The organism is Aneurinibacillus sp. Ricciae_BoGa-3 (assembly GCF_028421645.1).
In the GTDB taxonomy this organism is placed as follows: Bacteria; Bacillota; Bacilli; order Aneurinibacillales; family Aneurinibacillaceae; genus Aneurinibacillus_B.
On sequence record NZ_CP116887.1, the window covers coordinates 1,312,119 to 1,337,200 of the forward strand.

23 protein-coding genes and 3 riboswitches are annotated in these 25,082 nt (G+C 45.8%); of the genes, 19 read left to right on the forward strand and 4 right to left on the reverse strand.

Features of this window, described 5'->3' with window-relative positions; translation table 11 throughout:
- Positions 1-21: 21 nt before the first annotated feature.
- The 5 genes from nthA to PP175_RS06810 all read left to right on the forward strand — a co-directional run bounded on the left by nthA (position 22) and on the right by PP175_RS06810 (position 4,136).
- Complete coding sequence (gene nthA / locus PP175_RS06790) at positions 22-678, forward strand: nitrile hydratase subunit alpha (protein ID WP_272442033.1); 657 nt, start codon at positions 22-24, stop codon at positions 676-678.
- An 11-nt stretch (positions 679-689) separates the two neighbouring features.
- Complete coding sequence (locus PP175_RS06795; protein WP_272442034.1) at positions 690-1,064, forward strand: nitrile hydratase accessory protein; 375 nt, start codon at positions 690-692, stop codon at positions 1,062-1,064.
- 104 nt (positions 1,065-1,168) lie between these two features.
- Positions 1,169-1,543, forward strand: coding sequence for a (2Fe-2S) ferredoxin domain-containing protein (locus tag PP175_RS06800; protein WP_272442035.1), 375 nt, complete (start codon positions 1,169-1,171; stop codon positions 1,541-1,543).
- A gap of 32 nt (positions 1,544-1,575) precedes the next feature.
- Positions 1,576-2,379 carry a HoxN/HupN/NixA family nickel/cobalt transporter gene (locus PP175_RS06805; RefSeq protein ID WP_272442036.1) on the forward strand — a complete coding sequence of 268 codons (804 nt, stop codon included), beginning with the start codon at positions 1,576-1,578 and terminating at the stop codon, positions 2,377-2,379.
- A gap of 227 nt (positions 2,380-2,606) precedes the next feature.
- Positions 2,607-4,136 (forward strand): amidase, encoded by a 1,530-nt coding sequence (locus PP175_RS06810; protein ID WP_272442037.1) that lies wholly within the window; start codon positions 2,607-2,609, stop codon positions 4,134-4,136.
- Positions 4,137-4,266: 130 nt separating this feature from the next.
- Here the strand turns inward: PP175_RS06810 and mtnA are convergent, their stop codons facing one another.
- The gene (mtnA, locus tag PP175_RS06815) at positions 4,267-5,328 is read right to left on the reverse strand and encodes an S-methyl-5-thioribose-1-phosphate isomerase (RefSeq protein WP_272442038.1); all 1,062 of its coding nucleotides are present in this window, start codon (positions 5,326-5,328) and stop codon (positions 4,267-4,269) included.
- A 3-nt stretch (positions 5,329-5,331) separates the two neighbouring features.
- On the reverse strand, positions 5,332-6,549 hold the full coding sequence (gene mtnK / locus PP175_RS06820; protein WP_272442039.1) for an S-methyl-5-thioribose kinase: 1,218 nt from the start codon (positions 6,547-6,549) through the stop codon (positions 5,332-5,334).
- A gap of 101 nt (positions 6,550-6,650) precedes the next feature.
- A riboswitch (SAM riboswitch) is annotated at positions 6,651-6,783 on the reverse strand.
- A 177-nt stretch (positions 6,784-6,960) separates the two neighbouring features.
- Positions 6,961-7,084: riboswitch (SAM riboswitch) on the forward strand.
- 383 nt (positions 7,085-7,467) lie between these two features.
- Between mtnK and PP175_RS06825 the strand changes: the two genes are divergently transcribed.
- The 8 genes from PP175_RS06825 (at position 7,468) to PP175_RS06860 (ending at position 15,494) form a co-directional block, all read left to right on the forward strand.
- Positions 7,468-8,688 (forward strand): 2,3-diketo-5-methylthiopentyl-1-phosphate enolase, encoded by a 1,221-nt coding sequence (locus PP175_RS06825; protein WP_272443205.1) that lies wholly within the window; start codon positions 7,468-7,470, stop codon positions 8,686-8,688.
- On the forward strand, positions 8,685-9,371 hold the full coding sequence (locus PP175_RS06830; RefSeq protein ID WP_272442040.1) for a 2-hydroxy-3-keto-5-methylthiopentenyl-1-phosphate phosphatase: 687 nt from the start codon (positions 8,685-8,687) through the stop codon (positions 9,369-9,371). Before PP175_RS06825 ends, PP175_RS06830 begins: the two co-directional genes overlap by 4 nt.
- Positions 9,368-9,982, forward strand: coding sequence for a methylthioribulose 1-phosphate dehydratase (locus PP175_RS06835; protein WP_272442041.1), 615 nt, complete (start codon positions 9,368-9,370; stop codon positions 9,980-9,982). The genes PP175_RS06830 and PP175_RS06835 overlap by 4 nt, the downstream gene beginning before the upstream one ends.
- 17 nt (positions 9,983-9,999) lie before the next feature.
- Positions 10,000-10,539, forward strand: a complete 540-nt coding sequence (locus PP175_RS06840) for a 1,2-dihydroxy-3-keto-5-methylthiopentene dioxygenase (protein ID WP_272442042.1) — start codon at positions 10,000-10,002, stop codon at positions 10,537-10,539.
- A gap of 31 nt (positions 10,540-10,570) precedes the next feature.
- Positions 10,571-10,677: riboswitch (SAM riboswitch) on the forward strand.
- Between the two features lie 82 nt (positions 10,678-10,759).
- Positions 10,760-11,812: a sugar ABC transporter substrate-binding protein gene (locus PP175_RS06845; RefSeq protein WP_272442044.1), complete on the forward strand. Its 1,053-nt coding sequence runs from the start codon at positions 10,760-10,762 to the stop codon at positions 11,810-11,812.
- Positions 11,813-11,822: 10 nt separating this feature from the next.
- The gene (locus PP175_RS06850) at positions 11,823-13,325 is read left to right on the forward strand and encodes a sugar ABC transporter ATP-binding protein (protein WP_272442045.1); all 1,503 of its coding nucleotides are present in this window, start codon (positions 11,823-11,825) and stop codon (positions 13,323-13,325) included.
- Positions 13,322-14,308, forward strand: coding sequence for an ABC transporter permease (locus PP175_RS06855; protein WP_272442046.1), 987 nt, complete (start codon positions 13,322-13,324; stop codon positions 14,306-14,308). Before PP175_RS06850 ends, PP175_RS06855 begins: the two co-directional genes overlap by 4 nt.
- A gap of 7 nt (positions 14,309-14,315) precedes the next feature.
- Positions 14,316-15,494 carry a pyridoxal phosphate-dependent aminotransferase gene (locus PP175_RS06860; RefSeq protein WP_272442047.1) on the forward strand — a complete coding sequence of 393 codons (1,179 nt, stop codon included), beginning with the start codon at positions 14,316-14,318 and terminating at the stop codon, positions 15,492-15,494.
- 500 nt (positions 15,495-15,994) lie between these two features.
- On the opposite strand, the gene PP175_RS06865 is transcribed toward PP175_RS06860, so the two are convergent.
- Complete coding sequence (locus tag PP175_RS06865; RefSeq protein ID WP_272442048.1) at positions 15,995-17,740, reverse strand: methyl-accepting chemotaxis protein; 1,746 nt, start codon at positions 17,738-17,740, stop codon at positions 15,995-15,997.
- Positions 17,741-18,079: 339 nt separating this feature from the next.
- On the opposite strand from PP175_RS06865, the gene PP175_RS06870 reads away from it, so the two are divergent.
- The 5 genes from PP175_RS06870 to PP175_RS06890 all read left to right on the forward strand — a co-directional run bounded on the left by PP175_RS06870 (position 18,080) and on the right by PP175_RS06890 (position 22,020).
- Positions 18,080-18,841 (forward strand): MerR family transcriptional regulator, encoded by a 762-nt coding sequence (locus PP175_RS06870; protein ID WP_272442049.1) that lies wholly within the window; start codon positions 18,080-18,082, stop codon positions 18,839-18,841.
- 126 nt (positions 18,842-18,967) lie between these two features.
- Positions 18,968-19,390, forward strand: a complete 423-nt coding sequence (locus tag PP175_RS06875; protein ID WP_272442051.1) for a MarR family winged helix-turn-helix transcriptional regulator — start codon at positions 18,968-18,970, stop codon at positions 19,388-19,390.
- A 65-nt stretch (positions 19,391-19,455) separates the two neighbouring features.
- A complete protein-coding gene (locus PP175_RS06880; protein ID WP_272442052.1) occupies positions 19,456-20,673 on the forward strand; it encodes an FAD-dependent monooxygenase in 1,218 nt (405 codons plus the stop codon).
- A gap of 17 nt (positions 20,674-20,690) precedes the next feature.
- Complete coding sequence (locus tag PP175_RS06885) at positions 20,691-21,068, forward strand: MFS transporter (RefSeq protein ID WP_272442053.1); 378 nt, start codon at positions 20,691-20,693, stop codon at positions 21,066-21,068.
- A 199-nt stretch (positions 21,069-21,267) separates the two neighbouring features.
- A complete protein-coding gene (locus tag PP175_RS06890) occupies positions 21,268-22,020 on the forward strand; it encodes an MFS transporter (RefSeq protein ID WP_272442054.1) in 753 nt (250 codons plus the stop codon).
- Between the two features lie 85 nt (positions 22,021-22,105).
- Here PP175_RS06890 and PP175_RS06895 read toward each other — a convergent pair whose 3' ends face one another.
- Positions 22,106-23,602, reverse strand: a complete 1,497-nt coding sequence (locus tag PP175_RS06895; RefSeq protein ID WP_272442055.1) for an MDR family MFS transporter — start codon at positions 23,600-23,602, stop codon at positions 22,106-22,108.
- Between the two features lie 331 nt (positions 23,603-23,933).
- Here PP175_RS06895 and PP175_RS06900 point away from each other — a divergent pair, with 331 nt between their 5' ends.
- On the forward strand, positions 23,934-25,043 hold the full coding sequence (locus PP175_RS06900; RefSeq protein WP_272442056.1) for a histidine kinase N-terminal domain-containing protein: 1,110 nt from the start codon (positions 23,934-23,936) through the stop codon (positions 25,041-25,043).
- Positions 25,044-25,082 lie beyond the last annotated feature (39 nt).

The window sequence follows — 25,082 nt, forward strand, 5'->3', positions numbered from 1 at the left end:
TTTTTACGAGGAGGAGTTACTATGACTGAGAAATTTATGACGACTGATGATCACAAAAAGCATGATCATTCCCATCACCATCCACATCCGGAATCATTTTGGTCGGCTCGAGCAAAAGCTCTCGAATCACTGCTTATCGAGAAAGGCATCCTTTCTTCTGATGCGATTGACAGCGTTGTACAACATTACGAACATGATCTTGGGCCTATGCATGGAGCCAAGGTCGTTGCTAAGGCTTGGTCAGATCCTGTTTTCAAACAAAGATTGCTGGAGGAATCAGAGGCTGTATTACAGGGATTGGGATATTTTGGTCTGCAGGGAGAACATATCAAGGTAGTGGAAAATACGGATACTGTACATAATGTGGTAGTTTGCACACTATGTTCATGCTATCCTTGGCCCCTGCTTGGTTTATCGCCGGCATGGTACAAAGAACCAGCCTACCGGTCCCGGGTTGTTAAAGAGCCAAGGGAGGTACTTCGAGAATTCGGTTTAGACTTGCCCGATACAGTAGAAATCAGGGTATGGGACAGCAGTTCTGAATTGCGATATATGGTATTGCCGCAAAGACCTGAGGGTACTGAAGGAATGACAGAGGAGGAACTTGCCCAAATCGTTACGCGAGACTCCATGATTGGGGTCGTCAAAGTACAGCCGCCTACGGCTACAGTGAGATGAGGAGGAAACCTATGAAAAATTGCGAGACTAAATCTGTTGAATCAGTGCTTGCGTATATGCCCGAGGAAGCTGCACCGCCCAGAAAAAACGGAGAATTACAATTCGAAGAGCCGTGGGAAAGCAGATCTTTTGGTATGGCCCTTGCGTTGTACGAGCAAAAGCGTTATACCTCATGGGATGATTTCCGAACTCGCTTAATTCACGAGATTGCGGTGTGGGAGAAGGAGAACAAGGGGCATAAGGATAACCCTGCCTGGAACTACTATGAGCATTGGTTAGCAGCTTTGGAGAAACTTGTAATGGAAACAGGTATGGTGGAAAAGCACGACGTTGATCTCCGTACCAATGAATTTCTGACTGGAGAACGAGAAGAGGTTTTTTATTAACGATAAAAATATGTAACGTATGGGACAACAATACGTTGTCCCATACCAAGAAAGAAGCCGTTATTTTTAGGAAAGTTTTTACCTGGAAGAGGAGGGGAAAGCGAATGACTACATGGAATTTACAGGGTATGAAGCACCATCTTCTGATATGCAACGGGTCAAGCTGTCTAAAACGTGGAGGAGAAGAGGTAACGCAGGTCATACGGGAACAAATTGCCAATCTTGATGCTGATGCCTTCATTCATACAACACGTACACGCTGTAATGGAAGATGTGAAGATGCATGTGTCGTTATTCATTATCCAGAAGGAATATGGTACAAGGATATGACCCCAGAGATAGGGAAACAGCTTATAAGCAGCATTTTGAACGGACAAGTGGTTCCGGACTCTAACATAATCTATAGATATCAAGATGGACACTTTCTTTCCACTTCCAAAGCGGCAATAGGAATTTCAAAAGCTAAATCATTCCAATAGATACCGTATAATTACACAGGAGGGAATGATTCATGGAAAATATATCGCTGATCTTTGTTGTGTTCGTATTAGGACTTCGTCATGGAGTAGACGCCGATCATCTAGCCTTTATTGACGGACAAATTCGCCACAATTGGCGTGTTGGCAGTCCAATTGCTCGTTGGGTAGGTGCGTTGTTTTCGTTTGGGCATGGCTTAGTTGTAGCAGGCGTAGCCGTCATTCTTGGGATCTTCGTCAAGAACTTTAGATTTCCGCAGTACTTTGATACCGTTTCGACTTGGGTATCTATTCTTTCATTATTTCTTGTCGGTACATTGAATATTTACAATCTCCTGCGTACAAAGTCTAGCAAACAAGAATTTCAGCTTAACGGAATTAAAGGGAAGTTTATTCCGCAGTTTGCAAAAGGCACAGCGAATCCCTTCCTTATTATCCTAATTGGAGGTATATTTGCACTTGCTGCTGACACAGTGACTCAAACGTCTGCATGGGCTCTTGTAGCGGCTCATTCAGGAGGTTATATGTCGATAATTGTGGGGGTAATCTTTATGTTCGGTATGATGTTGACCGATACGATTGATTCCCTATTCTCGTATCAAATGATCAACAAATCTGGCAAGATAGGACACTCAGCTTCCAGAGCAATAGGATGGGTGATTGTAGTTCTGGCATACGGGGTTTCCTTTTATGACGCCATTACGTTCTTCTATCCTGTGGTGAATATTGATTTCGAGATGGTAGGAGTATCCAGCTTCTTATTTCTAGTTCTTTGTTTTACTATAGTAAGTCTACGAGCCAGGTCATATTCATCAAAACCACAAATAAAAAATCAATAAACGCACAAATTGAAAATATCTCATAATGGAACCCGGTGATTAGCACCTCTTATGGTTGAGGAAAACCAATTAATCACGTGTTGGAAGAGGATACTATCAACTTCTAGTGACAATTATCAGAACTGTCGAACGATTTTGCTCAATAAAGATCTTATTTGCTTTATAATAAACAATAAGAGATCGTAAGCGTGTACTCTTAAAATTCACTTTATTTAGGAGGAGAATATATGGCTGTTAAAAAACCAACGATGGAACAATTAAAAAAGATTGCAGAGGGATTTAATCTTAATCTCACAGATGAGGATTTATCTTCATTTCAAGAAATGATGAAAGCTCCACTTGAATCTTATAATCGTTTAAATCAGCTGGTTGAACCGAGTCTTCCGGTAAAATATCCACGCACTCCGGGGTATCGCCCGAGTATCGAAGAAAATCCATACAATGCATGGTATCGGAAAACGAGCGTACAAGGAAAGAGTACGGGAAAATTAGCTGGAAAAACTGTTGTTCTCAAAGATAATATAAGTCTAGCAGGTGTTCCTATGATGAATGGTTCAGCTATTCTAGAAGGTTTTGTACCTGATGAAGACGCTACAATTGTAACCAGGATATTGGACGCTGGTGGGGAAATTGTAGGCAAGGCCGTTTGCGAAGATTTGTGCCTATCTGGAGGCAGTCACACTTCTGCTACAGGGCCTGTTTTAAATCCACACGATCTTACTCGATCAACAGGTGGTTCCTCTAGTGGATGTGCAGCGTTGGTTGCTGCGGGTGAAGTTGACATGGCAATAGGTGGTGATCAGGGAGGGTCGATTCGGATGCCCAGCTCATGGTCTGGTTTGTATGGTTTAAAACCTACATATGGACTTGTTCCTTATACAGGCATTTTTCCCATTGAGCAAACGATCGATCACACCGGCCCTATTGCGAGAACGGTTGAGGATGTCGCATTGTTGCTTGAAGTCCTAGCAGGTGACGATGGCTTAGATCCAAGGCAGTCGGGTTTAGAAGTTAAGCGATACACAGATTCACTTGTTGGTAATGCTGAGGGCATTAAAGTTGGAATCGTAACGGAAGGCTTTGGCTGGGATGGACTGTCCGAGGAGGATGTAGACCATCTGGTCAGACAAGCTGCCTACTCTTTAGAAGATAGTGGAGCAGCGGTAAAAGAAGTCTCTATTCCCATGCATCGTGATGGTGTTCACATATGGAACGGGATTGGTATAGAGGGTCTTACGTCCTTAATGGTCAAAGAAAATGGCATGGGAACGAATTGGAAGGGACACTATAGCACTAAACTTCTAGATGCCTATGGAAAGGCACGCAAAACAAGAGCAGATGAGTATTCAGAAACAGTGAAGATGACCATGTTACTTGGGCAATATATGCAGGATCAATATAACGGAAAGTATTATGCTATCGCACAAAATGTTGCTCGGAAATTAAAACAAGCCTATGATAACGCACTGCAAGAATTTGACGTGCTGATTATGCCTACTACGCCTATGAAGGCAACAAAAATACCTTCATCAGATGCCTCACGAGAGGAAATTGTCACCAGAGCATTAGAAACGATTTATAATACTGCACCATTCAATATTACAGGACACCCAGCAATAAGTGTTCCTTGTGCAAAATCAGAGGGTTTGCCTGTTGGGATGATGATTGTTGGAAGACATGGCGAGGATGACATTGTTTTGCGTGCTGCTCATGCCTTCCAGTCTATACATGAAACTGTTACTGTAAGTATATTATAGATTCGGTATTGTTTGGTAGAATGCCTCCTTATGTTCTTCTAACCGATGAATATTTTGTTGACCTTGCTGGCATATCAGGAGGGTCTTTTTCTTGGCTTCAGGATTTAAAAAATTAAATTTCGCTGGCCGTCTAATAAAGACTCTTCAATGATTCTTCATAAGACCCGGCTGCATCCGGGCGAAGAATCCCTTTTTCCGTAATAATGGCTGTTACCAGGGAATGAGGCGTGATATCGAAAGCCGGGTTGTATACCTTAATCCCCTCAGGAGCGGTCCGCTTGCCGAATCCTTGTGTGATTTCTTCGTCTGGCCGTTCTTCAATCGGGATCTCCTTACCTGTAGCTGTGCTCAAGTCAATAGAAGACAGGGGTGCAGCTACATAGAAAGGGATGTCGTGCGCTTTCGCCAGCAGGGCAACGCTGTACGTGCCGATTTTGTTCGCCACATCACCATTGGCGGCTACGCGGTCCGTCCCCACGATAACCGCCTGCACCCATCCGTTTGCCATGACCATTCCGGCCATATTGTCACAGATGAGCGTGACATCGATTCCCGCCTGCTGGAGTTCCCAGGCGGTAAGGCGGGCGCCCTGCAGTACCGGCCGGGTTTCATCCGCGTAAATTTTTAGATCCCAGCCTTTTTCTTTCGCTAAATAAAAGGGAGCTGTAGCCGTTCCATATTTGGCAGTTGCTAGGCTGCCCGGGTTGCAGTGTGTGAGAATGCCCATGCCATCTTGAAATAGGGTCAGCGCATGCTCGCCGATCTGCCTGCACACCTCTTCGTCCTCTTGCTGAATCGCAATCGCTTCATTTAAGAGCGCCTGTTTAAGCTCAGTTACGTTCAATCCAAGCGGCTGTTTAGCTGTAACAACTTGCTTGAGTCTGTTGAGTGCCCAGAACAAATTGACTGCAGTCGGCCGGGAAGTAGCCAGATACGCAGCCTGTTCTTCGACGTGGGCAGCGAAAGCAGCGGAATTGCTGCCGTCAAACGTCCGCGCGCCCAAATAGAGACCATAGGCTGCAGCGATGCCAATTGCGGGTGCACCGCGCACCTGGAGGAAGCGGATAGCCTCCCATACCTGCTCAATGGTTGATAAAGATAGATATGTGGTTTTCTCCGGCAGCTGGGTCTGATCCAGTAGGCGGACAGTATCATCGCGCCATTCTACGGGTGTGATAAATGTTTGGCTCATTTTTTAGGCCTCCTGCAGTTGAATGCGACGCACAAGATCGGTGATGTCGTGGATGCTGTTTATGGAAGTTCGTTCGAGCACCAGGTTTTGCCCAATGGAAAGCGCGAGCGTTTCTGCGTCGGCACGCAGCTGTAAGTCTTCAATGCTATCCAGGTCTGCCACATGAGCCAGCCCAATAACGCGGCGCATCATTTTGCACCCGGCAAATCCCGCCGTGTCCTGCAGCAGGCGGCTAATGTAATCATCCGCATAGCCAGGCACATGTGAACTCGGTTCAATGGATTTCTCCTGCCATAAATCCCGGAATTCCTGTTCAAAAACGGCCCACAGCTCCTCAATTGTTTGCAGCAGATAAGCCTGGTACGATGCGCGTGCCTCGCTGTTCTGAATATGCCCTTCCTGGGAGGCGAAGCTTAACAGCAAGTTGGCAATAACTGCCCCGATATCAAAACCCATCGGCCCATAATAAGCGAATTCCGGGTCGATAATTTTGGTGTCATCCTTTGTTATCATGATGCTTCCTGTGTGAAGATCACCATGCAGAAGCGCCTGGGCCTGCGTTAGGAATTTCTCCTTTAACTTAGCAATCTCCAGTTTCAGTTTGCCGCTGTTCCATATCTTTTCTACTGCATCCCGAATCAGCGGGTTAAATTCATTTGTTTCCGCATCAAAGTAAGGGTCGGTGAACACGAGATCCTCTGTAATTTTGCATAGTTCAGGGTTCAGGAATTGCTTTACTCTGCGTTTTTTCTCCAGTGGGTTAAGGGCCAGATCGGATGTCAGGAAAAGAATGCGTGCCAGAAAGGTTCCAATATGGCGGGCAAATTCCGGATAACGCTCACCAACAATCAGCCCTCTGCGCATAATGACATGGCTTGACAGATCCTCCATGACGGTTAAAGCGAGATCGGTATCATAATGGTAAACTTCGGGAACAAAACCCGGGCACAGCTCATTTTGCAGAATCAGCGCTTCGCTTTCAATGCGCGCCCTGTCCAGTGTCAGAGGCCAGGATTCCCCAACAACGCGGGCATATGGCAGTGCCTGCTTAAAAATAATGCTTTTTCCAGACGGACCGCGATCTGTAATATGAAAAACAAGGTTAAGGTTGCCGTCGCCAATTTCGCGGCTTACGAGATCGGCGTCCTCTGGGAATAAATTAGGGATATTGCGTGCATAGGCGATGGCTTCTTCCTCTGTGAGGGAACGGTAAGCTGTCATATAATCCTCTCCTCGCGTGCTCGTTTAATTTATTTGAGGACTTACGAAATCAAAAAGCCCTCTTCCATACTGAAAGAGGGCTTACGAAAATCATTCATAAATCCTTATCTTTCAGAACAAAAGTGTTCTGTTGGAGTTAGCACCTTACCATATCGGGAGCGTTACCGCTTTACGTATCATGGCAGGTTGCCGGGCGTCATTGGGCCAAATCCCTCAGCCTTCTCTTGATAAGAGCAAGTTGATTTGAAATTGATTGCATGTTATCGTTGCGTATACTTCAAAATTTATGATGAATTTTTGATTTTGTCAATAAAAATTATCAAATGCAAATGTTCTTGACATCTTCCTTTTGTTCACGCTATGATTGCTTCAGTTAGCAACAACGGAAAAATTCCACACGAATAAATGACATACTTATCCAGAGTCGGCGGAGGGATAGGCCCGATGATGCCCGGCAACCTGCTATTTTTTATTTAAAAAATAGTAAGGTGCTAACTCCTACAGGACGTGAAGTGAACGTTCTGAAAGATAAGGATATACACAAGACGTGATATGCCCTCTTTCAGAATGAACTGAAAAGAGGGCTTTTTGATCGTATAAGAAAGTATAATTCGCTTTAACGTGTTGAAGTGCCTTGAGCGATTTTTTAAATGGGACCTCCGGTCCCGAAACACCTCAGGAAAACATCGTGAGGCGCATGTCCGCACCTTTCTTTCCCCTGTGGAGCGTGTGGAACAGAGGGCGAAAAAGACCGGCAACAGTCTCCATCATTGAGATACCCAGATGTTTTGCCGGTCCGCCCGTTGGTTCACAAAGCGGCCGTAAAAACTTCTATGCGGGGAAAGGAGAGAGCGGCATGGCCCGCGATGTTTTTCTCAGTATACAGCAAGGATGGTGAAAGCATTGAAGGCTATAAACCTGAATGAGGAGTATATTACGGCTTCTTATCTCGTACATGGGAAGCAGGATTATCATAAAAAAGCCCAGGCAATTGCGTACGGCCTCACAGTTGGTACGTGGACTGAGCTCGCCCCTGAGAAGCAGAAGGCGCTGGCGCCACATCTCGGGCATGTAGTAGAAGTGCGGGAAGTTGAGCCGGGTGATGACGGAGTCGAGCGGGCCATTATCCGGATCGGGTATCCTGTGGTTAACTTCACAGCGGATATTCCCGCCATTCTGACAACGGTTTTCGGCAAGCTGTCGATGGACGGAAAAATCAGGCTCATTGATCTGGAGCTTCCAGAACCCATACTTCAACAGTTTCCAGGACCTCGGTTCGGGATTATAGGGCTGAGAAATCTGCTTGGAGCCCCGAATCGCCCGCTTCTGATGAGCATTTTTAAGCAGTGCATTGGCCTTCCACTGGATGACCTTCAGGCGGAATATGAAAAGCAGGTAAACGGCGGCGTTGATCTGGTGAAAGATGATGAAATTTACTTCCGTGATGACAATGCACCGATCTTTGATAGGATTAAGGCTTTTGAAGCGTATAACAGAAAACATGAAGAGAAAACGGGACGCAAAGTTCTGTATGCGCCAAATTTAACCGGCCCTGTGACCGAACTTGTTGAACGCGCTAAGCGGATGGTAGAAGCCGGCGCATCCTGCCTGCTGCTGAACGTAGCACCCTACGGATTTGACATTCTGCACCGACTGGCAGCGGATCCGGATGTATCGGTTCCGATCATGGCCCATCCGGCATTTACAGGCGCGATGTACGCATCACCTGAATACGGTACAGCAGCGCCGCTTTTGCTGGGGAAACTAATGCGCTGGGCCGGAGCGGATATTGTACTTTATCCTTCTCCATACGGCTCAGTAGCAATGCCTAAAGATGAAGCGCTGCAGGTGGCTTCCAACCTGCGGGAGGAAAACGGGGTGCACGAACCCGCACTGCCTGCGCCTGCTGCCGGCATCCACCCGGGATTAGTACCGCTGCTGTACCGCGATTTTGGATCGGATCTGCTTGTAAACGCTGGAGGCGGCGTACATGGCCACCCGGGTGGTGCAGAAGCTGGCGGAAAAGCCTTCACGGCTGCGATTTCTGCGGTGGTTTCCGGCAAATCGCTGGCAGAAGCGGCACAATCCTCGCCTGAACTTAGGGCAGCCATTGAAAAGTGGGGAGGGCACGAGGTATGAGCAGCGCCAGAAAGCGTGTCATCTTCTGTGATTTTGACGGCACGATTACAGCGAACGACAACATTATCAGCATCATGAAACATTTCCACCCTCCAGGCTGGGAAGCGATAAAAGACGACATACTCGGGCAGCGCATCAGCGTCCGGGAAGGGGTTGGCCGGATGTTTTCTCTCCTGCCAGCCTCACAGAAAGAAGAGATTGTCCGCTTCTCCATTGATCAAGTGCGCATTCGCGAAGGATTTTCTGACTTTATTGACTTCTGTAGTCGGGAAAACATCCGGCTGCTTGTAACAAGCGGCGGCATTGACTTCTTTGTTTACCCGATACTGCAGAAGTGCGGCATTCCCGAAGACCATATATACTGCAACGGAAGCGACTTTACGGGTGAGATCGTAAAGATTTTATGGCCGCATGCATGCGATGAACACTGTGATGTGGACTGCGGCATGTGCAAAACCACTATTATCCGCACCTTTGATCCGGCGGAGTACGAACGCATTGTCATTGGAGACAGCATTACCGACTTGGCCGGGGCACGGCTTGCCGACTGGACCATTGCCCGGGATTTTCTTCTACAGAAGTGCAAGGAATTACACCTGCCGCACCGGCCGTTTGAGACGTTCCATGATGTCATTACGATACTTCAACATACAGAACAGGCGGCGAGGGGGGAGATAAAATGAGAATTGAATCCATTCAACAGGCGTTTGACACGCTGCGCAACGTAAAATCTGACTTTGCGCGGAGAGACTGGTTTCCGGGGACAAGTGGAAATCTATCGGTTCGTGTGGAAGAAGCGGTAGCCATCACCGCAAGCGGTAAGGATAAGGCGGCGAGTACGCCGGAGGATTTTCTGCTGGTTGATTTAACAGGCAGACCTGTAACACCGACCCATTTAAAACCATCCGCAGAAACGCTTGTTCATACCGTTATTTATAACAAAGTGCTGGAAAGCCAGGCCGTGTTTCATGTCCACACAGTAGCTAACAACTTGGTATCAGAGCTGTATGGCGACGATAGAGGCGTGACCTTCCAGGGCCAGGAGCTAATCAAGGCTTTTAATATATGGGAAGAAAATGCGTCTATTACAATTCCAATTGTGGAGAATTTTGCCCATATTCCTACGCTGGCAGAAGAAATCGGCAAGGTGCTGGACCCGCGCGTCCCCGGCGTGTTAATCCGCAATCATGGCATTTATGTGTGGGGGGACAGCGCTTTTGCGGCTAAACGGCACCTTGAAGCATTCGAGTTCTTGTTTGATTACCATATAAAACTTCAGCTATTACGCAAATAAGAAAGGATGGGAGAAACATGGCGGTTATTAAAGTGCGCAACACAAATGAAGTGATTTCAGGAGAGGAAAATGTTAAGCAGTTTCTTGACCAATTCGAAGTGCTCTATGAACATTGGGACAGCAGCAAGCTGCCGAAGCACCTGGAAGGCAAATTTGTCCTGACAGATGATGACAAAGCGGAAGTACTTAACGCGTTTGACGAGGACATTAAATCGCTGGCCGCGCGCCGCGGGTACGTTCAGTGGGATGTGATTTCACTTTCCGACGCTACGCCTAATATTGAAGAACTTCTCGCTAAATTTAAAGATATACACACGCATTCAGAAGATGAAGTGCGCGCTATCGCAGCCGGTAACGGAATTTTCGTTATTAAAGGCAATGAGCAAACAGGCTATTTCGATGTGGAATTAGAAGCGGGCGATGTCATCTCCGTACCTGAAAATACCCCGCACTTCTTTACGCTAATGGACAATCGGCAGGTTGTGGCTGTTCGCCTGTTTATTGAACCGGCCGGCTGGGTAGCGAAGCCGTTTCATGACCCGGCGTTTACTGAATAAATCGGTGACCAGTAAATTAAATAGATTGAAACTCTCATTAAGAGAAGGTGGAGGGACTGGTCCGATGAAGCCTTAGCAACCTGCCGCAACCTGCGCGGTAAGGTGCTACTTCCTGCAGGGATTCCTGGGAGATGAGAGGCCATGGTTTCTTTCGTTAGATAGGCCTCTCCTGCTTTTTTAGGAGAGGTTTTTTCATATATAAAAGGGGGACTTATACAAGATGAAGAAAAAAACGTTGCTTATTTTAAGTAGCCTGCTGCTTCTAGCAGGAATGGTAGTAGCGGGGTGCGGCAGGCCGTCAGGCTCTGCGACCGCGTCAGCCGGAGCAGGTGGACCACTGGCCGGTAAACGGATTGCACTCGTCATGCAGATGAATCTTGGCACCTTTTCTGCGCAATATATCAGCGGTGTAAAAGAAGAGGTGAACAAACTCGGGGGCCAGGTAACGGTATTTGCTTCTGATGGCGATCTGGCTAAAATGGCGGCCAACCTTGATCAAGCCGTTGCCCAGCATTTTGACGGCATTTTAACAGACCATGGCACGCCAGAAGCCCTGCAAAAAGGGGTGCAGGATGCAGTTTCTAAAGGTATCCCGGTTGTGGCGTTTGATGCGGACCTGAAAGTGCCGGGTGTTACGGTTCTTGAACAGGGCGATAAGCAGATGGCTACTTCCGTACTTGAGAAATTGGCGAAAGACTCAGGGGATAAAGGTAACATCGTGAAAATTTGGGTAGCTGGCTTTGCGCCAATGGAGCGGCGCCAGATTGCTTATAAACAATTCCAGCAGAAACATCCAAACATTAAAGAAGTAGCTGCATTCGGCACAGCCTCTAATAATACCGCGCTTGATACGCAGTCCCAAATGGAAGCGATTCTCAAGAAATATCCGAAGAAGGGCCAGATCACTGCAGTGTTCGCGGCATGGGATGAATTTGCCAAAGGCGCTTCACGTGCGATTCAGCAGGCAGGGCGCAATGAAATCAAAGTGTATGGGATTGACATGAGTGATGAAGACTTGCAGATGATTCAGGATCCGAAAAATCCGTGGGTAGCTTCCGCTGCTGTCGACCCAAAAGATATCGGGCGGGTACAGGTTCGCTATGTTTACCAGAAAATCCACAAGGATCAAACGCCTCAAACCATTGTGCTTAAACCATCACTTATAACACGAGAACAGCTGCCGAAGCAAAAAGTAACGACCGATCAGCTTCACAACTACATTAAAGACTGGGGCAGCAGCCAGCAGGGGATCGCTAGCTGGATGAAAAAGTAGGAGGTACACCATGGCCACGTTAACGATGAATGAAATCAATAAATCGTTCAACGGTGTTGCGGCTCTGAAAAATGCCCATTTTGAAATCCGGGGAGGGGAGATACACGCCCTCCTCGGTGCTAATGGAGCAGGCAAGAGTACGCTGATGAAAATACTTTCTGGCGCCTATCAGGCAGACTCGGGTTCCTTAGATATAGATGGCCAGCCTATTGTGATTAAGTCGCCGGCTGAAGCGAAGCGTTACGGGATACAGTGTGTGTATCAGGAGGTTGATATAGCCCTTGTCCCATCGCTGACGGTTGCCGAGAATATCCTGCTGGATCAACAGGCTGGACCGCATGGAAAGAAGTGGATAGGTTGGGGTTCCCTCTACAATGAGGCTGAAAAAGTACTTGAATCCATTGGCTATCCACTGCCGGTTCGAAAAAAGGCCGAACAGCTTACTTTATCCGAGAAACAGATGGTTCTCATCGCCCGGGCCGCAGCCCAGAATGCCAAATTTGTTATATTTGATGAACCCACTGCTCCGCTAAGTATCGAGGAGACTGACCTCTTATTTTCCGTAATACGGAGGCTGAAAGAGGATGGGGTGGGTTGTATTTTTATTTCACACCGTTTGCCCGAGGTGTTTGCACTGTGTGATCGGATAACCGTTATGCGGGATGGAAGCCGGGTCCAAAATGATTTGGCCGATAATTTTACGATGGATGCTATTATTGAAGCCATGCTTGGGATAGCACTGGGTGAAGAAATCCCCAAAAAGAAAGTCATGTTAGGCGAATCTCTCCTTGTAGCAAAAAATGTGCGTCGCGGTACGCGTGTCCGAGGGGCCAATCTAACGGTCCGCCGGGGAGAAATTCTCGGAGTTGTCGGCCTCGTAGGTGCGGGAAAGAGTGAACTGTCCCGAATATTGTTTGCGGCGGATCGCATGGAAAGCGGTGAAGTTTACCTGCATGGAAAAAAGATCGCGCTTAAAAATCCCCAGGATGCGATTGAGAAAGGCATTGTGCTGGTTCCGGAAGAAAGGCGCAAGGAAGGGCTGCTTGTTGAAGAATCCGTGCGTACCAATACCACGCTTGCTACTTTAAAGAGATTTACGAGACTTGGATTTGTTAACCGAAAAAAGGAACAGGAACACACCCGGCACATGGTGCAGGATTTAGGCATTAAAACGCCCACTACAGATGAGAAAGTAGGTTTTTTAAGCGGAGGGAACCAGCAAAAAGTTGTCATCAGCAAGTGGCTGGACGCTGCCGCTGATGTATTTCTTCTAGATGAGCCGACCAAGGGAGTCGATGTTGGCGCCAAACAGGACATTTTCAATCTGATTGGCCGGCTGGCGCAGGAAGGTAAGGGAGTCGTTTATTTCTCCTGCGAACTTAATGAGATTTTGGGAATTTCGGATCGTATTGCTGTCATGTACGACGGGCGCATTGTAAGAGAGCTATCCCGGGAGGAAGCAACAGCTGAGAGAATTCTACTATACGCCAGCGGGGGAAGTGAACAACTTTGAAAACACGCATTTTGGATGCATCCTATAAATATGGCGCGCTTGCTGTTATCATTGCCGTCATTCTATTTTTTACAATTGTTGATCCGTATTTTTTTACCTACGATAACTTAACAGATATCCTTCGGTCTATTTCTATTGTTACGCTCGTTGCGATTGGTGTTACTTTTTCGCTCATCGTCGATGGGTTTGATTTATCAGTTGGATCTACGGTATCACTGACGACCGTCATTACGGCGTCCCTTATGGTATGGTTTCAATTGCCGCTTGTTTGGGTGATTGTGATTCCCATTGTAGTTGGTATCGTAATCGGATTATTAAACTCGTTCTTGATTGTGAACATCCGGATACCTGACCTGCTAGCTACATTAGGCACGATGTACATCATTGGCGGTGTGCATAAAACCTATACGCAGGGCTTTTCCGTTTATAACCACATGCCTTTGCCTGACGGTACAACGGCACCGGGAACACTCAACGTATCCTTTCTCTGGCTTGGACAGGGAAAATTAGCGGGGATTCCCGTACCGGTCATTATCATGATTCTGGCGGTTGCCGCCGTTCATATTTTCCTCAATTACACCCGGTGGGGCCGGTTTCTTTATGTAACAGGCGGGAACCAGGAAGCAGCCCGGCTTTCGGGTGTTCCTGTCCGCAAAGTAAAAACCGCCGCCTATATACTGGCTGGAGCCTTCTCAGCATTGGCTGGTATCCTGTATACAGCGCGTGTCGGTTCAGGCCAGATTGATGCGGGATCACCCCTGCTCATGGAAGCCGTGGCTGCCGTCTTCGTCGGATTTTCTGTGTTCGGCGCGGGAAAACCGAACGTAATCGGCACATTCTTTGGCGCGGTGTTAATCGGTATCCTTCTTAACGGATTGACGATGCTCAACTTGCCGTATTATGCTTTCGATATTATTAAAGGCGTTGTTCTTGTGTTTGCCTTAGCTATCACGTTTATCCATCTTTACCGTCGGAAAGGTTGAATGTATCATGCCAGTAAAAGTAACACCTTCATCATTGATGGATCGGCTGCCGGTCCAGTTTTTCTCTACGCTTGTCGGAAAGGTGCAGCAGAGTGTCGCACAGGGACACGATGTCATTAACCTTGGACAGGGAAATCCTGACCAGCCGACCCCGCCCCACATTGTAGAGCGGCTTCGGGAAGAAGCGCTTAAGCCTGAACACCATCGCTATTCGCCATTTTCCGGGCGGATTGAACTTAAGCAGGCCATCGCTCACTGGTACAAACAAGAGTATAATGTTGACCTTGATCCAGAGACAGAAGTCGCGATTCTTTTTGGAGCCAAGACAGGTTTAGTTGAAATCAGCCCTTGCCTGTTAAACCCGGGCGATATCGCACTTGTCCCGGATCCCGGATATCCTGACTACTGGTCAGGCATGGCTATTTCAGGCGGGGAAATGGTTACGATGCCGCTTTTGGCGGAGCACGATTTCCTGCCTGACTATGATGCCATTCCAACTACCACGTTTGATAAAGCGAAGCTCATGTTTCTAAACTACCCGAATAATCCCACCGGTGCCGTTGCCAATCACGCCTTTTTTAAGCAGACAATCGCGGTGGCTGAACGGCATAATATCGTCGTTGCCCATGATTTTGCTTATGGCGCAATTGGGTTTGACGGCCATAAGCCGATTAGCTTCCTAGAGCTTCCGGGCGCCAAGGAGGTTGGCGTCGAGTTCTGCACGCTGTCCAAAACATACAACATGGCAGGCTGGCGGGTTGGTTTTGCGGCGGGGAATAAGGATGTAATCCGCCTGCTAAATGAAATCCAGGACCACTACTATGTGTCGTTGTACGGCGGCATCCAGATGGCCGCGGTAACGGCCCTTACGTCTTCACAGGATTGCGTGCGCGAGCTTGCCCAGCTTTATGAACGCAGGCGCAATAGACTGTACGACGGCCTCGCCTCCATCGGTTGGGAAGCACAGCGTTCCCAGGGGTCATTCTTCTGCTGGCTGCCCATTCCCAAAGGATTCGATTCCGTCTCCTTTTCCGATTATCTGCTGGATAAAGCGCATGTCGTCATGGCTGCCGGGCGGGGATTTGGCGTACACGGCGAAGGTTATGTAAGAGTTGGGCTTCTGGTAGACGAACCGCGGATCGATGAGATGATCGATCGCCTTCGGGGTCTGCCGTTATCCTTCTAATCGGATAAATCATTGTCGTTACAATAAGATAGCGGGGTAACCTGCATAAGTTAGGGCAAAAGCTGAAATGAGTAAGGCGGCCTTGCAGGCCGCCATGAAAGTTTCAGTTTTTTTGTCGTGACCAGAAAGTATATTTCGCGCTTTAGTATGAATGTGATTTTCTGCTGGGACCGATAGGTCCCTTTCGCTTTGTTATATGTAAAGTTGATGTGCTTCACAGTGTTGAAGTGCCTTGAGCGATTTTTTAAAAGGGACCTCCGGTTCCGAAACACCCAAGAAAAACATCGTGAGGCGCATGTCCGTACCTTTCTTTCCCCCAGTCCGAAAGGTGTTTAGATTTTACCTCTCGGCATGAGTGCGACTTAGGTTCGCTGCCTGCGCTACAGCTTGGCCGCAACCTAGTTTTCTAATGGAGCGTGTGGAACAGAGGGCGAAAAAGACCGGCAATTGTCTCCATCACCCCGATACCTAGATGTTGCACCTAAATGGTATAAAGGAATCTATAGTTTAAATTTATTAATGGATGCATCTAACTGTTGCGCCATGGCGGATAAGGCGATTGCCGATGAGGATATCTCCTCCATGGAAGCCAATTGTTCTTCTGTTGAGGCTGATACAGTTTGCACCCCATCCACACTTTGCTCCGTTGCCTTCGTGACGATATCAATGGAATGGACAATTTGTTCCGTACTCGCAGTCATTTGTTGTACGGATGCGGATACCTCAGAAATTTGCACGGCAACATCTTCAACCGCAGCCTGAATTTTTTCAAATGACTCGCCTGTTAAATAGACATCGTGCATGCCGGTAGCTACTTCATGTGTTCCGGTTTCCATGGAGGCCATGGATTTTTGGATTTCTGATTGTATCGATTTTGTGTATTCTCCAATTTGCTTAGCTGATACAGAAGATTGTTCGGCAAGTTTTCGCACTTCATCAGCCACTACAGCAAAACCCCGTCCATGCTCGCCCGCCCTGGCTGCCTCAATCGCTGCGTTTAAAGCTAATAAATTGGTCTGGTTAGAGATACCCGTAATGACCTCAACGATATTATCAATTGTTTTGGCATGCTCACCTAACGTGCGAATGGCCTGTGCTGAGTCGTTCACTGTGGTCCGGATTGACTCCATTTGCTGTACAACCTTCTGGATTAATAGATGACCTTCTTTTGCTGTATCAGATGCCTGAACGGCCGAAGTTGAAACGGCCTCGGATTTTGCAGATATGTGCTGGGCACCCGCCGCTAATTCTTTAATGGTTACATTCGTTTGATTAATGCCGGCAGCTTGATTTTCAGTTCCAGCCGCTAATTCCTGCATCGTATAAGCTACTTGTTCTGTCGCTTTGCTGGATTGCTCTGCGCTAGCTGACAATTGCTCCGATGAAGAGGATAGAAGAATAGCGGAATCATTTACCTCTGTTACAATGGATCGCAAAGAATCAATCATCCGGTTAAAGCTCATACTTAGGCGGCCAATCTCATCTTTGCTTTTTAACTCAAGATGTTCGATCGTCAAATCACCATTGGCAACGCTCTCCGCTTGTACGCTTATTTGCTTAATAGGCTGTGTAATCTTGCGGGCAATCCACCATATAATGAAAGCTCCAATAAGAAGGGAAATTCCAAGTGCAATCATCAGAAAATATAATACAAGGTTAGCCCCGCTATTAAAGTCTTGCAGATAGGAACCTGCCACAACAACCCACCCCCAATGGGGATCTACTTCTGAATACGTAATTTTTGAGGCTGAGCTATTGGGGTTATTTGGCAAGGGCCAATCATATATCGTGTATCCTCCACCTTGCTGGGCGGCTTTGATAACGTTTTGCATCACATATGTACCGTCTTTTGCTGTCACGTTCCAAAGATTCTTTCCCTCAGAAGTAGGGCTTGCCAGTGATTGTCCATGCTGGTCAAGTACATAAAAGAACCCGTTTTTCCCGAGGTCATATCTGGCATTAACCGGACGCAGCCCATTGGCCTGCTTCTTTCCCAGAATTTCCTGTTTAATCTTTTCCTGGGCGTCCTGCATGGTCAACTGCCCATTTGCAACCTGTTCCTGCAATGAATCAATCATTGCTATAACCAGGCGAGTATCATTTTTAAGCTGTGTTTCTCCTGCGGCAGTGAGCTGCTGTTTGGAGATTTGAAAACTGACCGAGCCGATTATAATACTAGGGATAGCTAAGATTAGTAAACTAATGATAATTAACTTTGTTTGTAATGATTTAGAAAATAATGACATTTTTCACTTCATTCCTTTGTCTGATTGTAATTGTCCCCAGGTCATGCAATGCATCCGTTTACAAGATTCCTTGTGTTGATTGATAATTCAGCTCAAAGCATTTGTCAATGTGTCAAAGAATAGGTTCCACCTCCTATTACAAAGGGATTAATTTTCTTTTAACAAACAGTTTACCATCTGTACCAAATGAAGGTAATAGGTAATTTTATCTAAACACGTTGTATATGTTGTTAAATTAGCACAAGGAATTGTGTAAAGTGAAGGTTCACTTGCCGATTTTTATAACTTGCGTATGACGTTACGTCATGCTCTATTCTGTTTTTGAAAGGAGGAAATACCTTGGATGAAGCAAGAACGCAGTTTTACCAGACGGGTGAATTTGCACAAAAAGCAGGGGTAACAGTTCGGACACTTCGATATTATGACCAGGCCGGGCTGCTTGTACCCTCTCATTACACAGAAGCCGGACACCGGCTTTACAGTCAAGAGGATTTTGTTCTTCTTCAGCAAATCCTCACACTTAAATTTATCGGCTTATCGTTGGAGCAAATTCGGATAATTTTTCAGGAAGAGGACTTCGATGTTGCAGCAGCGCTAAAGATGCAGCGTGAAGTTATAGAAGAAAAAAAGCGGCAACTGGAGCTTGTGATTAAAGCCATTAACGAAGCGGAAGATAGTGTGCGGCACGAATTGAAATCCAACAAGGAAAAATTTATTAAAATTATTGAGGTGATTCAAATGGAAAAGAATATAGACTGGATTAAAAGGTATTATTCGGAGGAACAGCTGGAAGCGCTCGCTAAGCGGGAATATTCACCTGAACAGCAGAAAGCGGATACGAAAAGGTGGCAGGACTTAATTGAAGAGGTTAAACAAGCTGTGAACAGCGACCCGGCAAGCCCTCAGGCACAGGACCTTGCTGTACGCTGGCTTGCTTTAATTGAGGAGTTTACGCAGGGGGATCCAGGTTTGCTTGCAAGCCTGCAAAATATGTATGCAGATCGTGAGCAAATGCCGACTGAATTCAAGCCTTATGATGATGAAGTCCAAACCTTTATCCAGAAAGCGTTGAACATTTATAAAGAAAGAAGCAGTAAATAAAAGTACAAAACCGATTTTCCACTAAAATTGGGAAATCGGTTCTTTGTATTGACAGACATTTCCCATTGTCATATTATTAGCATGCAAAGCAAGTTAAAAGAAACAAATTTAAGAAGGATGATGTAAATGGATTTGTTCGAAAGCCCTGGCTTTCTTGTGAACAGGCTGGCGCACGTTATGGCCAATGAACTGGAGAGAAGATTTAAAGTGCATGGAATTACACCTTCTCAGTGGTCCATCTTAGCTGTACTTTGGCAACGTGAAGGTATACCGCAAGTAGAACTTCAGCAAAGACTGAGGCTGGAAGGGGCCACGGTGACCGGAATCTTACAACGGATGGAAAAAGCCGGGCTCATCCAAAGACAAGTTGATAAGGCCGATAAACGAGCCATGCTTGTGTATCTGACGGAACAAGGTAAAAGTCTTGAAGAAATATTGATTCCAGAGGCAAAGGCTGTCAATGAGCTGGCACTTAAAGATTTTACGGAAGATGAGCGCTTATTTTTAGTCCGGTTGTTAACACGTGCATTACACAACATGAATTTTTAAAACACCGAAAAATTTTTTAGCGTTATTTGGTTAGCATGCTAATAATATAAGGAGGAATGAATAGGATGGATCAAGTCATGTATACCGATGTTTGTATCGTAGGTGGGGGCCCAGCAGGGATGATTCTTGGACTTTTGTTGGCAAGTCAGGGAGTGGATGTAACAGTTCTAGAGAAAAGTGCGAATTTTGATCGGCAATACAGAGGAGAGATTATGCATCCACGATTTGTACAGATGATGGAACAGATTGGGTTGCGGACGTTTCTTGAACAGTATCCTCATCTCAAGCTTGATGAAGGCGGGCTGTACCACAAGGATAAAGTGCTGGTGCCCATCCGTTTTTCAGATTTAGTACCGGAGTTTCCTTATGCCTTTTGGATGCCGCAGCCTATCTTGTTGAATGCACTATACGATAAAGGGAAAATGTACCCTTCTTTTCATTTACAGTTTCACTCTTCGGTAAAGGAGCTGTTGAAAGAAGAAGGACGCATTGTAGGAGTCAAAGCTGAAACAAAAGAGGGAGAGATGCTAATCCACGCAAAAGTTACAGTCGGTGCCGATGGAAGGTTTTCGTTAATCCGGAAGCTCGGTCAATTTGAAATGGAATATGAGCACTACAATCACGATGTAGCCTGGTTTACTACTCAGCTGCCCCAAGGAATGCCAAAGCAAATTCAACTGGTAATGACAGATTCTCACTTCTGCCTCGTTTTACCGAAGTACCCCGATTCCATTCAAGGAGGCATTACCTTTAAAAAAGGGGAATGGAAACAAATACAGGATAAAGGAATTGCCCATTTTCGCAAGGAATTAGCTGAAGCGAGTCCCGCATTTAAAGAATTTACTGATTCTTTGAGGGATTTTAAATCATTTACAATTTTGCAGGCAAAAACGATGTTTGTGAGGGAGTGGGCCAAAGATGGCTGCTTATTAATTGGAGATGCTGCACATTGCGCGTCCCCTGCAGGAGGAATCGGGGTTTCCTTATCTACTGCTACGGCGATTGTTGCTGCGGATGTCATTTACGAAGGATTACAAAAAGGAGATCTCTCTTTGAATCAGCTAGGGAAAGTACAAGACATTCGTTGTGAGGATGTTCGTACTGTTCATCAATTACAACTCAAGCAAGAGGCTATGCAGATGTCTCAAAGCCCTTTCATGAAAAAAATCCGCCCTTATCTTATTTCTATGATGTCAAAGATGTCCATCATTAAGTCTGTACAAAAAAAGGTCTTTGTCATGAGTGAAACGTTACCGATTAACGCAAGATTTAACCTCCGTTAATAAATGAGAAAGGAAAGATGAAAATGAAGAATGCCAACAGGCGGACGGTTACGATTGCTATGATGGTTGCAACCGTACTAGCTGCTATTGAAAGTACGATTGTCAGCACGGCGATGCCGACCATTGTGAGTGAACTTGGCGGATTACAATTAATTAGTTGGGTAGTAGCGGTGTATCTGTTAACATCCGCTGTAACAACCCCTATCTATGGAAAGTTGGCCGATCTTTTTGGACGTAAAATCATATTTACGGTAGGTACGATGCTTTTCTTACTTGGTTCCATGCTTTCTGGATTGTCCCACAGCATGACACAGCTTATCTGGTTTCGAGCATTTCAAGGAATCGGCGCAGGAGCGATTCTTCCGATTACCTTCACGATTATCGGGGACATCTGAAACGTTTGAGATAAAAAGAAAGCATATCGATTACCCTGGAGTTCTATCGTTTACTCTTGGAATAACGGCATTACTCTACGCACTATTAACCGGTGGCACCCAATATCCTTGGAGTTCAAGCATAATCGTAAGTTTGTTTCTATTTTCAGCCATCTTTCTTAGCCTGTTTATCTAAATACAAACGAAATCTCCTGACCCGATGCTGCCGCTCTCTCTATTTCGTATCCGCGTGATCGCCATATGCAATCTTGCTGGTTTTGTAGTCAGTGGCATTCTTATCGCGATTACGGTTTATCTGCCTCTTTGGATACAGGGCATACATGGGCAAGGAGCGACTAGCTCGGGATTAACGCTCATCCCTCTTTCAATAGGGTGGCCCTTGGGAGCTGCCATTGGAGGGAGGATTATGCTGAAGCTGGGAGAAAAGATGACATCATTTATCGGAATATCAGCTCTGTTCATCGGCTCCCTTATGCTAGGCTTTATAGGGAATCATACGCCGTATTGGATGCTTACAAGCGTAATGTTCGTGATGGGGCTTGGCTTTGGATTTGCCATTACCACGTTTACGGTATGTATCCAATCTGCCGTTGGATGGCAACTGAGGGGTGCTGCTACAGCCTCAAGCACATTTTTGCGTACATTAGGGCAAACCGTTGGAATTGCTGTGTTTGGTACCTTATTTAATCACAACATAAACGATTATCTAGCTGCCCACCATAATGTATTGAAACAGAGTGTGGATATAAATAAGCTTTTCAATCCTCACTTTTCTAGAAGTATTTCTGAAAGAACTTTTGAAGTCATGCGAGAAGCCGTTGCTGTAGGATTACATCAAATATTTCTTTTGGTTTTGGGTCTCTCCATCCTTGCATTGTTAGTATGTATGGCACTCCCTGGAAAACGCTCCGTTGCGGTGGGAAATAAAACCGATAAAAGTGAGGGGGTTTAATAGGAGCACAAATGAGTATAGCAACAAGGTTAATGAAAAAAAGCCCGCTAGGCTCGTTGATGAGCATGTGGGCTTTATTTCGTATCTATTTTGCATGTGCTGTTTCTTCCTGTTTCCCTTGCCGGGCTAAAAAGAGAACCACTAGCAGAGCGGCTATCGCAATGAAGATAAGTCCGTAAAAAATAGTTTGCAGGCTTGAAGCAAGGCCCGTGCGCATCAGTTCCAGAAGTGCTTTCGGCATATGCTGCACATTTTCAGGATTTAACAGCTGATTCATATCCTGGCTCTGTGAACCGGCGTTACCGTGTATATGAGCGGACATGAACTTCGCCATCGAGCTGTTGAAGATCGTCCCAAATACCGCAATGCCAAATGTCTGCCCCAGCGTTCTTACAAAGGAGTTAGAAGCGGTGGCGGCACCGCGAAGATTCCAGTCAACAGCGGACTGAACGACGACAGTAAACACGGTTGTCGCCAAACCAAAACCTAATCCAGACACAAACATAATGATTACAATCATTACATGCGGCATTGACGGGCTTATAAATGCAAGCCAGACTGAACTCAGCAGGAGAATGATGGTTCCGAGCAGTGAGGTGGTGCGGGCACCAAGCCTCAGCAACAAACGCCCACTCAATACAGCGCCGAGTGGCCAGCCAATGGACATGGGAGCCATAATTAATCCTGAGTTTGTCGCTCCCTCGCCATAAACGCCTTGTACCCACATGGGAATATAAGCATTAATCGCAATCAGCAGAGCGCTCACTAAAAAGGAAGCAATGTTCGAGATGGAAATAATTCTTATTTTAAATAGGGAAAGGGGCAGCATTGGCTCCGGTGACTTTGCCTCAATCCAGACAAAAAGTGCACCAAAAATTACGACCAAGGCAAACAGTCCAAGGATAAACGAGGAGCTCCAGGCAAACTGTTGACCGCCCGTGAGCAGCGCATATAAGAGCGAAGTCGTCGCAATTGTGAAAGCTGCGGCTCCCGCATAATCAATATGATTCTTTTTCTTCTCAAACTTTTCATCTAGGTTGATCCACACCATGATGAGGGCAATGACCCCAAAGGGAACATTAATATAGAAAATCCAATGCCAGGAAATTTGATCCACGAAGAATCCTCCGACGAGAGGGCCCACAATCCCTGCAATCCCCCAGATCGAGCTGAAGAAGCCTTGAATTTTAGCGCGTTCCTCAAAAGAGTAAATATCCCCGATAATGGTAAATGTCGCAGGAAGAACGGCTCCTGCACCAATTCCCTGAATTGCGCGGAACCAGATTAACTGTTGCATCGATTGGGATAAGCCGCAGAGCATCGAGCCAACGAGAAAAAGGATCGTCCCAATCGCAAAGATAATCTTGCGTCCGAATAAGTCTGATAATTTTCCGTAAATCGGAGTTGTGACAGATGTTGTAAGCAGATACACGGCGAATACCCAGCTAATTAACTTAATACCGCCCAGGTCGCTGACAATTCTGGGCATAGCTGTACTCACAATCGTTACTTCAATGGCGGCCAGAAAAGTGGCGACCATCATAGCGATAGTTACATTTCTTCTATTTGTTTTGCCTTGCATTGCGTATCTCCTTTCCTGAAATCTTGCAGGGTTAAATGACCGATAATATCGGATGAAATCCATCTGTATATACAGATTTCTTATGTATCTCTACCCCAATTTATTATGACTTGACTATTTTAATGGAAGCAATGCAGCAAGGTCAATAAGGAAAGGTTTATAACTGTTGCATAAAGGGTATGTAACTCTGATTTATTTTCTTAGTAAAGGGTTATACTCCTTCATAGAAATGATACATAAAAAAATAAAACTATACCCACCAATATATGATATATTCTAAATGTGCTTAATTTTGAGACCTTAGTTTTAAATGAGAGAGGTTTGATTAAGAGTGGCAGGTACGGTAATTGAAAGGTTTGCTGATTATTTGGAGAAGAATCAGGTTACTCAGGTCTCGGAATGGCGGCGGAAAGTAAAAATCTCTGAGTCCGATAGATTTAAGAATGAAGTATACCATAATGGCAATATGCTGTATCAGCTTATCATTCAGTACCTTCGTTCTCAGATTTCACTTGACCAGGTAAAAACACTTGCTGAAAAGGTAGGGATCGAACGCCTTCTGGCAGATGTAAACATAGGGGAGTTTATCTATAACATTAACCTGGGCAGAAGTGAGATTTTTAATAATCTTAGCCGTTCCGAATTTTCGCTGCAGGAGCTCCAGATTGTCATCGAAAAAATAAATGAGTGTTTTGACTGCTTTATAAGCAATGCGCTTTCCAGATATATTAATTTGAAGAACGCAGATTTAGAAGAAATGAAAGTATTTGTTGAGCAAACCCATAAAGAAAGATTAACGATTCTTAGCCAAATATCATCAAGCTTTGTGCATGAATTTAGAAATCCGTTGACAGCGGTTATTGGGTTTACCAAGCTGCTGATGGAGAAGTACCCGGACTTAGACTACTTTGATATTATCATGCACGAGCTTCAACAGCTTAATTATAGGATTACACAATTTTTGCTCGTTTCCAGAAAGGGTGTACTAGAAGAGGAGAAAGAACAGTTCCTGCTGAGCGATATTCTAAGTGAAATCATCGCGTTTATTTCACCCGGCTTAGCAGATTGGGACGTTAAAGTTGTATCAGAAATTGAACCGGATATTTACTTTTATGGATACAAGAATGAACTGCGCCAGGTTTTTATCAATCTGATGGTTAATTCTCTTGAATCTTTGCAGACGAAAAGCCTTGAGCGAAAAATTTTTCTAAAAGCAGCTGAGAAAGAAACGGGCATACAAATAGAGATAATAAACAACGGGCCGCCTATCCCCGCAAGTCTTCTTCCGATTATCTTTGAACCCTTCGTGACAACGAAAGAACTCGGAACGGGGATCGGTTTATATATCTGCAAGAAAATCATCGAGCGGCAAAATGGCACGATCTTGTGCAGCTCTGATGAATTAAGAACGGCCTTTACGATTTTTTTGCCAAATAAGTAGTTGTACATGTTAAGGAGGGCTGGCAGCCCCCCGTTGACA